The organism is Mongoliibacter sp. (assembly GCF_007692705.1).
GTDB lineage: Bacteria > Bacteroidota > Bacteroidia > Cytophagales > Cyclobacteriaceae > Mongoliibacter.
In genome coordinates, this window is the sequence record NZ_REBN01000270.1 from 1 (window position 1) to 14,043 (window position 14,043).

The 14,043-nt window shown below is 41.4% G+C and carries 7 protein-coding genes; all 7 read left to right on the forward strand.

Annotated features, from left to right (window positions below; translation table 11 throughout):
- Positions 1–106: 106 nt before the first annotated feature.
- The 7 genes from EA341_RS18240 (at position 107) to EA341_RS18270 (ending at position 14,040) form a co-directional block, all read left to right on the forward strand.
- Entirely contained in the window at positions 107–484 is a 378-nt protein-coding gene (locus EA341_RS18240; protein ID WP_293016608.1) for an STAS domain-containing protein, read from the forward strand.
- A 2-nt stretch (positions 485–486) separates the two neighbouring features.
- The gene (locus tag EA341_RS18245) at positions 487–1,404 is read left to right on the forward strand and encodes a ribonuclease Z (protein ID WP_293016609.1); all 918 of its coding nucleotides are present in this window, start codon (positions 487–489) and stop codon (positions 1,402–1,404) included.
- A gap of 29 nt (positions 1,405–1,433) precedes the next feature.
- On the forward strand, positions 1,434–2,240 hold the full coding sequence (locus tag EA341_RS18250; protein ID WP_293016610.1) for a queuosine precursor transporter: 807 nt from the start codon (positions 1,434–1,436) through the stop codon (positions 2,238–2,240).
- A 67-nt stretch (positions 2,241–2,307) separates the two neighbouring features.
- The gene (locus EA341_RS18255) at positions 2,308–3,234 is read left to right on the forward strand and encodes a bile acid:sodium symporter family protein (protein ID WP_293016611.1); all 927 of its coding nucleotides are present in this window, start codon (positions 2,308–2,310) and stop codon (positions 3,232–3,234) included.
- Between the two features lie 11 nt (positions 3,235–3,245).
- A complete protein-coding gene (locus tag EA341_RS18260) occupies positions 3,246–4,262 on the forward strand; it encodes a lysophospholipid acyltransferase family protein (protein ID WP_293016612.1) in 1,017 nt (338 codons plus the stop codon).
- Positions 4,263–4,464: 202 nt separating this feature from the next.
- Positions 4,465–10,734 (forward strand): DUF6603 domain-containing protein, encoded by a 6,270-nt coding sequence (locus EA341_RS18265; RefSeq protein WP_293016613.1) that lies wholly within the window; start codon positions 4,465–4,467, stop codon positions 10,732–10,734.
- Positions 10,735–10,737: 3 nt separating this feature from the next.
- On the forward strand, positions 10,738–14,040 hold the full coding sequence (locus EA341_RS18270; RefSeq protein ID WP_293016614.1) for a hypothetical protein: 3,303 nt from the start codon (positions 10,738–10,740) through the stop codon (positions 14,038–14,040).
- The last annotated feature ends 3 nt before the right edge of the window (positions 14,041–14,043 follow it).

A 14,043-nucleotide genomic window follows, 5' to 3' on the forward strand; every position in this document is an offset into this window, starting at 1 on the left:
ACACTGGGATGATTGTAAACCATGCGAAGATTCTCCCGAAAGTCGGGACAGGCTATCCCGAAAAACCGGGACAAGTTATGACCTCTGAAAAATAAATTATAAACACATGAAATATACAGTAGACAAAAAGGAACAATATGTAGTGTTCACGCCCATGGAAGAAAAGTTGGATTCAGCACTTTCTCCAGTATTGAAATCAGAGTTGCTTACCGTGCAGGCTGAAGGCTATCACAACTTGGTATTGGATATGAGTCAGGTCAAATATGCGGACAGCAGTGGGCTTAGCGCACTTTTGGTTGGCAATAGGGAATATACCAGAAATGGCGGGATTTTCATCATATCAAACCCTCAGGATCATGTAATGAAGCTGATCAAAATCTCCATGTTGGACAAAGTATTCAATATTGTTGACACTTTGGAGGAGGCTGCAGAAGCCATCTTTATCCATGAAATAGAAGCTGGTGAAGAAGAGGAGGAAGATTAATTTTGGAATTTGAGGTCACCGTTTTAGGATGCAATTCAGCGATTCCTGCCCATGGCAGGAATCAAACTTCCCAATTGCTTAAGATTGGCAACAGCTATTTGCTGTTGGATTGCGGAGAAGGCACGCAGATTCAGTTGAGGAAGTTCAAGCTCCGTTTTTCTAAAATTGATTTTATTTTAATTTCCCATCTGCATGGGGACCATTATTTGGGTCTCATGGGTTTGATTTCCAGTTTTCAATTACACAAGAGGACCAGACTATTGACCATATTCGGTCCGGTTGGACTGGATGAGATTTTGACCGTGCAGCTCAAACACTCCAATACCAAACTCAATTTTCCGCTCCGTTTTGTAGTCACAGATCCAGAGACTCCCAAGCTTATCCTTGAGGAAAGTAATTTCAAAGTATTCTCTTTCCCGCTCAAACATCGAATACCTTGTACAGGATTCAGGGTGGAGGAAAAAATCAGGTTTAGAAGCCTGGTAAAAGAAAAACTACAGGAGAAGAAAATACCTGTAGAAGCCATCAATTGTTTAAGAAATGGTAAGGACTATACCGGTGAAAATGGCAATGTGGTTTATTCCCTGCGGGAATATACACATCCGCCCAAAACCCCAAGGGCTTATTCCTACTGTTCAGACACTTGTTTTGATCCAGAAATAGTGCCTTACATCAAGCATTCCAATTTACTTTACCATGAAGCTACCTTTGGAAATGACTATGAGGATAGGGCCAGAGAAACTTTCCATTCTACTGCTGCTCAGGCTGGTAAAATTGCCAAATCTGCTTCAGTGGGAAGGTTATTGATAGGCCATTATTCTACGAGATACCTTGATTTATCCTCTCTTTTGCAAGAAGCCAAAGAAGAATTTCCCAAAACATATCTCAGTGAAGAAGGTATTACTTATTCAATTGACTGAAACTTATTGTATAGACTTAAAACGGATATATGGAGCAGCCCTTAGATAGGCGGGAATTTCAATCCAAAAAGACCAACCTTTTCATCATTCTAAGTGGGATTTTCCTTACCAATGCAATTTTAGCTGAAATTATCGGGGTTAAAATTTTCTCCGGGGAATACACTTTGGGTTTAAATCCTGCAGGATGGACCATTTTTGGAGAGTATGTTCTCGATTTCAATCTAACTGCCGGTGCTGTCATCTGGCCTATCGTATTTATCACCACGGATATCATCAATGAATATTATGGCAAAAAAGGAGTTAGGAAAATAAGTTTTATTACTGCGTTTTTTATTGCCTACATCTTTTTTGTGATTGTTGGGGTTACCAGGCTCCCTCCTGCCCCATTTTGGTTGGAGGTAAATACGCCAGATGTAGATGGAAATGATTTTAACATAGACTATGCTTTCAATGTAATATTCAGGCAAGGCTTGGGGATCATCATAGGTTCCTTGGTTGCCTTTTTACTGGGTCAGCTGATCGATGTCTTTGTCTTCCAAAAGCTAAGAAAGATTACAGGCCCAAAAATGATCTGGCTTAGGGCAACAGGATCTACCTTGGTATCCCAATTTATTGACTCATTCGTAGTATTGGGCATTGCTTTTTATATTTTTGGCAACTGGTCTTGGGCCCAGGTGGTTTCAGTTGGCATCATCAATTACATATACAAGTTTGGGGTTGCTATCTTACTGACGCCACTTTTGTACTTAGGCCATTACCTGATTGACAATTACCTGGGGAAAGAGGTTGCCGAAGAGATGACCAAAGAAGCTTCGGAAGATACGTCATTCCTATAGGTTTAGTACCTATTCATTTGCCATTTTCAGGCCTGCTGTTTACCTTTCTGGGATAAGTATCTCACCTATGATGGAAAACCTTGACCAGAGTAACCTGAACTTCAATCAGGACTCCCTTTTGTTGCTCAATATTTCATTGGCAATCATCATGTTTGGAGTGGCTTTGGACCTGAAGATCAGAGATTTCAAATACATAGGTCAAAATCCCAAAGCTTTTGTATTGGGTATTGCCTCACAATTTTTCTTTCTTCCCTTCCTTACCTTAATTTTAGTCAGCCTGATCCAGCCTCCACCGTCTGTGGCTTTGGGAATGTTTTTGGTGGCCGCCTGTCCCGGAGGGAATGTTTCTAATTTTATGACCCATTTGTCAAATGGCAATACAGCACTTTCCGTTTCCTTAACAGCATTCTCCACTGCATTTTCGATCTTTTTGACCCCTTTCAATTTCGCCTTATGGTCAGGTTTCTATGAACCTGCTTCCTTATTGCTTAGAGAAATTTCACTGAGTTATGCTGATGTCTTCCAAACTGTAGCCCTTATTCTGGGAATTCCATTAGTATGTGGAATGTTGATCAGTCATCATTACCCAAATTGGTCTGGAAAAGCCACCAAAATCCTAAAACCCATCAGCATCCTGATTTTTGCGGGCTTTGTCCTGATCGCATTTATTGGCAACTACAACCTCTTTCTTGAGTTTATCAGTTTTATTTTTCTTTGGGTGTTTGCACATAACATGGTGGCGTTGTCCTCCGGCTTTACCTTAGCCAAACTTGGCAGGCTTCCTTTAGCAGATACCAAAACTCTTGTCATAGAAACGGGTATTCAAAATTCGGGTCTGGCATTGGTCTTGATTTTCACATACTTCGAAGGCTTGGGTGGGATGGCCATTATTGCTGCATGGTGGGGGATTTGGCACATTATCTCTGGAATGGGTATAGCCTTTATTTGGAAAAATTATTCAGAAAAAAACCTTTCTCCTGCCATCAATTCATAATTTTAATGTAGATGAAAAATCTTTTTAATTCTTTTCTTCGCATTTCTGTCCGGATAGCCTTACACCTTTACTACCAAAAGGTGACTGTGTATGGAAAAGAAAATATCCCTAAGGGAAAAGCAGTACTGATCGTGTGCAACCATCAAAATGCCTTGATTGACCCACTCCTGATCGCAACACATACCAGACTCAAGCCTCACTTCCTTACCCGAGCTTCGGTTTTCAAAAATCCGATCATCGCCAAGATCTTGGATTATATCAGGATGATACCTGTCTACAGGATCAGAGATGGCGTAGATAATATGGAGAAAAACAAGCATACCTTCAGCAAGAGTGTCCAAATCCTTCATGACAAAGGATCCATTCTGATTTTTGGAGAAGGAGGACACAGCATGAAAAGAACTTTAAGGCCTTTGAAAAAGGGATTTGCAAGAATTGCTTATCAGGCATTGGAATCCAAGCAGGATTTAGACCTGATGATTCTTCCTGTTGGGATCAATTATTCTGCCCATTCCAGGTCTGGATCATATGTGAGTATTTACTTTGGGGAAGCCTTTCCTGCCGCTGAATTCTATCCAAAGTATGATACCTTGATGAAGGAAACATTAAAAAGGATGGATCCATTGATCAGTCAGGTTCCCGAAGATAATTATGAAACCAATCTCAGTAAGCTGATTCAGGAAAGGATTCCTTTGACAAACCCTCAATTGGTAAAAAGAGCGGTTGATGGAGGCTCGCTCCTAGAGGAGGAAAAAGTAAAAACGCCTGAAAGTACCCCCATTGCCAATTTTTTAATGAAGCTTTTTATCTTTCCCTTATACCTGATCTGGAAAAAATTCCAGCCCAAAATCAAGGACAAAACTTTTTATGCGACTTTCAAATTTGTGATACCGTACGGAGGTTTCCCGGTACTTTTCATAATTTCGCTATTTCTAGCAAGTTTAAATTATAATTATTCAATTATTTTATTGATTTACTGGTTAATGACTTTCATTCTGATTTTATCCAATAAAAATGGTCAAACATAGTCTTTAAATTGTACAATACATTATTCTATTTTTTTAATTAAAATTAAAATCTTAATCTTTTATTATTAACTTTTTAAGTTTAATATTTTTAAAAATTTCATTCCCCAACTATTTACATTCCGCATAATAATCTCTAAATTAAGCCTTTCTAACTTATCGGATTTTTGGATAAGCTGTTCTTCTAACTTTTAAGTTTATAATTATGCCTAGTAATAATTTTAAATTTCCCATTGAAGATCTTCTAAGTTCAGGTGGATTACAACAGCTCTTGGACAAAATAGAAAACAACTCTTCTACTGCCCAGGAAACCTATCATTTGGTTATCGATAAGTTTCAGCATGCCACTGAAAGCCTTCCATTTGAAATTCCTGTGGAGGTTTCTGAAATTCAGGAAGCAGGCATAGCCAAAATCAGAATTGTTATACAAAATGGGCAGGAAGGATTACAGTTTAGAATGGCCGAGGTCTTGGCTGCCATAGAAAATATTGAGATCAAAATCCAGAAAGCCCAAGCTGAGCTTGAGGATTTTTTGATATCTGCGGAGGCATTACTTCTTGGACTTAAAAGTGATATCGAAGAGGAAGCGAAAAAAATCCCATTCCGTATTGAAAGAACCGCTGAGGGAGAATTCAACATTACGCAAACCCAAGCCATCAGCGAATCTTTATTGGGTATTTCATTTACATTACAGAACTCAAGTCTCACATTTTCCAGCACATCAGTCAACGCATTCAATATTGAAGCCCGTGCAGAGGTACCGCAATTGGATCAGGCCATTCAGGCCACCCTGAACAAATCAGGAGATGTTTACACCATTTCAAGCGATGCCTTACCTACTGCCAAGCTGATGGTTTTTGATGTGGAAGTGAAAGTTTTCAACCTTATCATTCAGAACGGCATTCCGCAGGCAGGCACGGCATTCAGTGGAGACCTGACCTTTCCCTTTTTGGAGAGCAATGGGGATACATTGGAGTGGTCAGTGCTGTTCAATCCCGATTCAAGTATATTATTCAGGGCCAATAACCAGGAAGACAAGCCATTTCATTCAGGACCTGTCAGGTTTTTCTTTGAAAAATTTGAGATCCTTGTCCCTGAAACGCATACTGAAGCACAAAACTTGCTTGATGCCAATGCCTGGATAGAAATCGATGGCTTGACTTCTTCCGGAGATCCTGCCAACAGAACAGCTGTAGCATTGACTTTTAATGGGAGCATTTACACCTTCCAGCAAACAGGGGCCCCTGCTCCGCTCCCCAGCCCTATCGGTGATTTGAGCATTCAGCAGGTATATTTTGAGATCCAAACAGACGGAAACATCAACCAAACAGCTATCAGAGGTAATTTGATGCTAAGGGGGAATACGGGTGGCAACGGGATTTTCTGGGAATTCAATCAACTGGGAGACGACTACGATCTCGAAATCCCCAACAATCCTAGTCAGGTCTCCAATCAGCAATTTGACGAAATCACGCTGACGGCTCCCAATTTTAAAATGGAAATCAGGGAAAAAGAGCTGACCGGTATTGGTGGAACCGGATCTTTGATAGTTCCGGGAATAGATACAGCCCTTGATGTGGGATTCCTATATCAAAACTCAGGCAGTGAAAAATACATGAGTATTGGTCTTCAGGCAGCTGTAGGCAGAAGAGGATTTTTTGATTTCGAGATTTCTTTGGCAAAACTTATCATCAAAATCTATGATGACAGGTCTTTCGAAGGAGAGATTGAGGGTAAACTTTGGCTACCGATTTTTTCTGAAGGCAATGGAGTCGATTTTGAAGGTGAAATTGAAAACGATGATTTTTCCATTTCGATTGCATCGGGCGGCAAATGGGTTTTGGGTGATTTTGAGATTCAGCCTATCTCATTATCATTGGTAGTAGCCTCCCAAAAGATCCAGAATTTTGCAGGAACTGTTCAGTTCAAATTGCCTGACACAATGCAGACCTCCACACTGAACGTAAGCTACCTCATTCACCCATCAGGACCCGATGAAGGTAAATACCAAATAAGGGCAGTAGGGTCAAGTATACCTGCGCTGGATAATAATGGTTTCCGAATAAACTTTGATCAGATCATTCTTGAAATCAATGAGGGGATCACTACCCCTGACTTGGATATCACAGGGACAGTTGAAATACCTGCTATTGAAATGCAGGGAAGCATACGTTATAGATTCGTCCTGGAAAATGATGGGAAAGCGTACAAACTAGAAAAAACAGCTGATCCTGCAATTCTCAACTACGGCCCATTCACACTTACTATGGGAAGCTTTTTGTACGAGGTCCAAGACAGTGAGTTTTATCAAAGCAATGGAACAGGAAGTATTTTCCTACCTGGACTTGACAACCCATTCGACTTTGCATTGGCAGTGGATGATTCAGGCGTAAGCAGAACCTTTACCATTGCAGCTGGAAACCTAAGCCCTCAAGCCTACAATGGCTTTCAGGTTACTTTTAGCGAAATCAGGTTTTTCAGAAATATGGGTACTGAGGATACCGAATTTAGTGCAAAGGGAAAACTTGCCCTGCCTGTATTTGAAAATGACCTCAATTTTGACATGAAGCTTGATGAATCAGAGAATACAGACTTCAGACTTGAGGTAGATAGCGGAGAAGCTGACCTGCTTAAAATAGAAGGCTTTGAACTGTCAGACTTTCAATTCACCATTCATGTGATAAATGATGAGGTCCAGAATAGTACTGGCACAGCAAAGCTCAAGTGGCCCGAGCTGGGAGATGGCAGCAATACCATTGCCACGAGTTTTGAATACAGCAAAACCGGGAATGATAAGAAATTTGAGTTCAGCTTGAACCAGGATATCACCCAAGAGCAATTTGACTTTACCATTTTCCAACTTGCTTTGGAGGAATTATCCCTTGAACTACTCAATGATGATTTTGAAAAAGGGGAATTGAAAGGCAAAACACAATTGCCTGAATTTGATGGTAACGAATTGAACTTCCATGCGGAAATTGATCAGGCTGATAAAAATTACAGCATCGCCATCAATTCAACCATAGACCAGCTTTTCACCTTTGAACCGCTTGTTCTCAAGGATATTGTCCTTACCTGTAATGTTGTCAAAGGGGCTGGAGAGGATTATACAGTCAGTGCCTCAGGCGCTGCCAAGTTCAAGATTTTGGGGGCTGAAAGTGAAGATTTTTCCAGCATTGCCATTTCTTATGAAGGTGCCGATGAAAAATTCAAATTCAACTACATCGGTGATCAGACAATTGATTTCAATTTCCTGAAGCTCAAACTACAGGAAGTGGGATTTGGATTGAAAAAGGACAAGTTGGAGGAGTTGACTATTAAAGGTGGTCTTGTCTTTGACCAATTGGATGCTCCCAACAATGAACTTAAGGTTGACTTTGCATTTTCTGATTCAGAAGCGGGTGGCAGCAGTTATGTCATTCAATTGAACAACGGAGCAGAGGATGAAACAGAATTAAAACTTGATGAGCTAAGCCTCTTTTTCCAAACTTTTTCTCTCAGTATACTTAATGGCGATGTACAGAGCGCCTCCGGACAGGTAGCTTTTTCACATCCTGCCATCAAAAAGTATGATGATGATACTCCGGCCAAGATTTCACTGGGACTTACTTACCAAAGCAGTACTAAAAAATATACTTTTTCGCTTGGTTCCTCCCCTGCCGGGGAAGCGAGCGGATTCAAAATCGGTGAATTTGGTCTTTCGTTTCAAAAATTAGAATTCAGCATTGAGAATGGGGCATTCCAATTTCCATTTGAATTTGAGGGAGAGTTGGGTCTTCCTGGGTTTGAAAACACCCAGGGTGAGCAGCAGCCAATCGGGGTTTTGATCAAAATCGAAGATGAGGGAAAATTTGAGTTACAGCTCAAAAACCCAGGCAATGCCGGTGAGATCAATCTGGGGAATATCAAAATTGTCATCAAGGAGCTGACTGTAAAAAATCAGGCAACTTTTGAAATAGAGTTGAAAGGAGACCTGACCATAGAAGGACTTGAAGGTATAGAAAGTACACCTCCAAAAATCGGCGTCACCTTGGGTTTGAGCGATGCAGGAGATTTTCTGGTCAAAGCAGAAGCAAGCAATGCCGTCAAATTGCTGGACATTCCATCCGTAGTAGGTATTTACCTGAGGATGATTCAGCTGAAGAGAAAAGATGAGAAATGGGATTTTGCTTTGGGTGGCATCATCAAAAACCATATTGTGATTCCAGGACTCGACAGTGTGATTCCAAACGAGTTGGATATCAAGAGGCTTGAGATAGGAAGTCAATTTGACCTCAATATGGATGTGCGTTGGCCCTCTGGACTGAGTGTCAGTATTGGAGGAGAACAAACGGAATTGAGGATTCCCATCAATGGCAAATTAGGAGAAGGTGTATCCATAGATGCCATCAACCTGACACTTTTAATGAACGCTGGAGAGAATTCAAAAATGAGCATGAGTTTCTCCGGTGCCACAGTCATGCTCGGACCACTTTCCGCCACTGTGGAAGGATTGGGACTGGAAGTAGAATTTCACGCAAAAGATCCTAATGAAAACCCATACACCATAAAAGGGATTGACTTCGGGGTAGTAGACATAGAGATCAGCTTCAAACCACCTACTGGTCTCGGTGTGTCCTTGGATACTCCTGTCTTTACGGGAGGGGGCTATTTGTTTTTTGACAGACCTAAGGGGCAATATGCCGGTGCTTTAGAACTGTCCTTTAAAGGGATGTTTACCCTGACAGCAATTGGAGTGATCAACAGTAAGATGCCAGATGGAAAACCAGGAACTTCTGTTCTGGTCATCATCTCGGTACAGTTCTCTCCCGGAATTGCATTAGGCTTTGGCTTTTTCCTCAGTGGACTCGGAGGGATATTGGGCATTCACCGTACCATGCAGGAAAACAAACTGCGGGACGGTGTAAGAGATGGAAGCATAGATAACATACTGTTCCCAACCAACATCATTCCTAACATTGCCAAGATCATCAACGACATTACAGGCTTCTTCCCTATCAAGAGAGATCAGTTCCTTATTGGCCCTATGGCCAGAATTTCCTGGGGAGTACCTACCCTATTGAAAATCGACATTGGTCTGATCATAGAATTTGCAAATCCTGTTCGCTTTGCCATCCTAGGAGCTATCAGACTGAACCTGCCTGATGAGAAAATACCTTTGGTGAGGATTCAGGTGCTCTTTCTTGGCATTATTGATTTTGAGAAAAAAATGCTCTCCTTCGATGCCAGTCTATTTGACAGTAAGATCCTGACTTTTGGACTTGAAGGAGACATGGCTTTAAGGCTAAGTTGGGGTGCTCAGAAAGACTTTGTGCTTTCTGTTGGAGGTTTCCACCCTGTTTTTGTGGTACCTGCATACCTGAATATCCCCAGTATGAAGCGGCTGACTTTGAATATCCTTACAGGAAATCCAAGGCTTACCCTGACTGCTTACATGGCGGTAACGACCAATACAGTGCAATTTGGGGCCCAAATTGACTTTTTATTCAAGGTATCCAAATTTAAGGTTGTAGGAGAGTTTGGCATTGATGCGCTATTCCAGTTTTCCCCATTCCGATTTATGGCATCAGCGAGGGCCCGACTAGCTATAATGGCAGGCAGCACTACCTTGTTGAGTATAAGCTTAAGCTTTGAATTGGAAGGACCGAGTCCTTGGAAAGCGAAAGGTACTGCAAGCTTCAAAATTCTGTTCATTACCATCAAAGTCAAATTCAATGTGGAATGGGGTGATAAGAAAAACACTACCCTTCCCGATATCGCGGTATTACCTGAATTGCGCAAAGCATTGAATGAGAAGCAGAACTGGAGGGCCATTCCAATGGCAGCAAAAGGCGGGGGTGTACGTTTGAAAGATCCTCATGACCTTGACAGCTTGATTTTGACACCAAGCGGAGTCATAGAAGTCAACCAGAAAATCGTACCTCTCGATGTGACCATACAAAAATTCGGTCATTTTAATCCTGCAGATTTTGACAACTTCAAAATCGTAAAAGTAAGGATTGGAGAAGGTGGTACGGATGCCAATACGACTCCCCTAAAAGATGATTTTGCACCTTCCAATTATATCAAGGCTTCAGATGAGGATAAATTATTGATGCCTTCATTCGAACAGCAGCAGTCAGGAATCATCATAGCTTCAAAGGACAGTACCAGTTCGGGTCAACACCGGAATAAGCTGGTAGAATATGAAGAAATAGTCGACGAGGTGCATTCAGGTGTCAAGAGGACTTTTGGCCAATCGGAATCAAAATTCCATGCCATGCACGGTGCTGTTGCCCAATCCATCCAATCCATCAAAACAAAGGGGATCTACAATCCTGCGAAGGTGAGTCTGCAAAAATCAAACTTCTCGGTGGTGAATGCCGCTGACCTCACAGAAACTGTATCCAATGTGGGATATATGCAGGCAGTACAGCTGACAAAAGGAAAAGAAAAGCAACTACAGATTTTGAAAAAGGACCTTATAAATATTTAAGCTATGCCAATTGATAACAGTCCAGCAGAATTCTCTTTTTTACCTTGGTTGAGGTATGGTCTGGGAAATGAAATCACAGAAGAAGACACCCTGGGAGTAGAACCATCTTCCGGCGCTGTAATGGACAGGCCTGAGGTATCGGTCTCCTTCGAAGTGGAAGCATCAAAGGATGGAGCCAAAGGGGCATCAAGCTCTGAGAATGTGATTTCCAAAACTGTAAAAATACAAGGTCCTGGTGATGTACTGGGGATTGATCCCAAGATGGTAATCAGGACACATCCAAAGCAGGGGGTGGATAATTTTGAAATCGAAAATCTTGCTTATGTGGAATTCTATGAAGAGGATCTTCCTTGGAGATTTACACCAGCCAAACCAAAGAACAATAAATTAAGGCCATGGATGTCCTTGATTTTGCTCAAAAAAGATGAGTTCGAAATTATTTCGAGTGGGAGTGCGCAAATTCCTTTTTTAAGGATCAATTCAGAAGTTAATCTAGAGAACATATTCGGAAATGAAAGAGATACCTGGGCATTTGCCCATGTGCACCTGTTCGAAAAACTTAATAGCTCAAACCCCTCATCGGCACAACTACAGGCTGAACTTCAAAAATCTCCTGATTCGGCCATATCCAGGATCATCTCTCCTAGGAGATTGGAGCAAAATACAGAATATCAAGGATTCCTTATTCCCACTTTTGAAACCGGAAGATTGGCTGGTCTGCAGCAAAATACTTCCGACACACCTGCACAACAAAATTCATGGAACAGTGCCGCTTTCAATGCTTCTCATCCCCGTGAATACCCCTTTTATTTCAATTGGAGCTTCAAAACAGGTGTAGAGGGAACTTTTGAAAGTCTTGTGAGCAAACTAGAAGTTGTAGAAAGTGGAGACATAGAACCGGTGAGAGAGGCTGACATTACAAACTTGGGCTATGATATAGAAGTAGATGAAAAATTTGCCCGCATACAAATTGAAGGTGCATTGAAAACCCCGGGATTTCAAATCGATTCCTGGCCCAGCGGTGGCAATGCAGCAGAGCGATCGGCTCTTTTAAACAAGGTTCAAAAAATCATTAACCTTAATGAAGAGCTTCAAGATGATGAAAATGAAACACTCTTGGGTGAATCCAATAAATCATTCTTTTATACCCAGGACTTTGTAGAAGACCCTATTGTTACCCCTCCACTTTATGGGAAGTGGCATGCGCTAAAAAACAAAGCCGAAAAACCTATGAATGATTGGGTGGACGAAATCAATTTACACCCCAGTTATAGGGCAGTTGCAGGTCTTGGTACCCGCACGGTAATGAAGCATCAGGAATATTTTATGGAGCTGGCTTGGGAGCAAATTGGTCAAATCAACGAGGCCAATCAAAAAATCATTGAGAATGATTTGATGAGAAATACAGCCAAATCCCTTTACAGGAAAAACATCAATAAGATGTCTGAGATGTCTTTGCTATCTATGACTGCCAATGCCATGAAGCAGTTCAAGGTAGAAACTGCTGCTACGTTCTCGGCTGCCCAAAGCATAAAAAATTCCAAAATTCCTAACAGCCTCAGCAGCGGCAATTTTATTAAGGTTGCCAATAACTTTACGCCGACAGCGATGATGTCTTCAAATGGAGTGGATGGAGCACATGCTGTCTTGAACAACGTGACTTTACAAAGGTCCAACATTTCAGAAAATTTTGAGGCTTTGACACCTATCACTCCAGCGCCTGTAAAGAAAGAACCATCTATAGCGGTTTCTTCAGAAGCAGTCTATTCCTCCATGCAATTTATCTTGGCTAATCAGCCCCAATCAGAGATTGAACAGATCGCTGAAAAAATTAAAACGCATATTAATGATTCATCGGATGAACCTACCCTCTCAGGGATCAAAAGTATGCTTTTGACTGAGTTCGGTAGTGATCCTGATGCACGGACAACAAAAATCATCAATGGCATTAGAGATGTGGAAATACTTCTCGAAGACAAGCAAGATTCCATGCTTTTCAGATTCATGACCTTTGGAGAAAATACACCAGCCCCTCCCAAAATTATTGCTGAAATCACTATCAATAAAAATGACTTCAGGGATTTTGTAAGCAATACCTACAATGAGGCAGAGTTTTCCAATATCAGGTTCATATCCGAGACTGTGAATGAAGGCACAGAAGTGAAATTTTTCAGTAAATTCTTTGTTGCCTTGGAACAGCAATCATTTGTCAATTCTTTTCAAAGCAAACTTATCAGTGATATCCGCTTCCAACAGGCTGTTTTTAAGCCCGTAGTTTTGCCTTCACTCCAAATAAATGATTTCAGCGCTAAACTTAGAACCAGGCTTTTGCCTCATCAAAACTATTTAAGACGTCTGGGTAATCAAATCAAAGGAAAGAACATCAATCTTGAAAAGCCTATTATGGCTTACCCGAGATTCCCAATTCCTGTCTACAATTATCTGGAAGAGATTTCACCTGATTATATTGTTCCAAACATAAGCGAAGTACCAAAAGACTCTATCTTGTTGATGGAGGTAAACAGTAAATTCATAGAATCTTACCTCATGGGAATGAACCATGAAATGTCCAGAGAACTACTTTGGAGGGAATTCCCTACTGACATGCGTGGCAGTTATTTCAGGCACTTTTGGGAGTATGACAACAGCCCCTTCGCCATAGTAGATGAAGACCTTCCTGCCGAAGAGTTCATGGAGAAACTCAAAACGTTTCAGGATACTCATGCAGATGTAGAGGAGCTACATAAGTGGAAAAATGCCGGAACCGGTGGATCCCTCAAAAGTCTGGGGGAAAATGGACGTAGCGGTATGGGCGTGATGCTGATGGTCAAAGGGGACCTTTTCAAAAAGTACCCCAATACGCTTGTCTATGCCCAAAAAGGAAACAGGGTAGGCAGTCAAATTCAACTTAGCCCATACAATTCCGACAATGCTTCATGGCCTGTCATCAAAGGCCATATGGAACCGGATATTTACTTTTTCGGCTTCGAGCTCACTGTAGATCAAGTCAAAGATGGCAACGGATACTTCTTTGTATTCAGGGAAATACCAGGACAGATAAGCTTTGGCCTGGATGCTTTCTCATACCCTGCCCCTTCACTCAATACCTGGAATGATATGAATTGGGGACATATGGGAGCCTCTCCCAAACATGTGAAGATTTATCAAAACCCAAAGAATCTTTCAGGTGGAACACCTGCAAATGAACCAATCTGGAATAATGATTCCAATGCTGCGGACATTGCTTCCATTTTATATCAGTCTCCAATTCTTTTTGCTAAACATGCCAGCAACCTTTTAACCTAATGA

Bases quoted from the DNA above. Each gene is read 5' to 3' on its own strand.
- EA341_RS18265 (WP_293016613.1), top strand. From the start codon at position 4,465: ATGCCTAGTAATAATTTTAAATTTCCCATTGAAGATCTTCTAAGTTCA.
- EA341_RS18250 (WP_293016610.1), top strand. From the start codon at position 1,434: ATGGAGCAGCCCTTAGATAGGCGGGAATTTCAATCCAAAAAGACCAAC.
- EA341_RS18255 (WP_293016611.1), top strand. From the start codon at position 2,308: ATGATGGAAAACCTTGACCAGAGTAACCTGAACTTCAATCAGGACTCC.
- EA341_RS18270 (WP_293016614.1), top strand. From the start codon at position 10,738: ATGCCAATTGATAACAGTCCAGCAGAATTCTCTTTTTTACCTTGGTTG.
- EA341_RS18240 (WP_293016608.1), top strand. From the start codon at position 107: ATGAAATATACAGTAGACAAAAAGGAACAATATGTAGTGTTCACGCCC.
- EA341_RS18260 (WP_293016612.1), top strand. From the start codon at position 3,246: ATGAAAAATCTTTTTAATTCTTTTCTTCGCATTTCTGTCCGGATAGCC.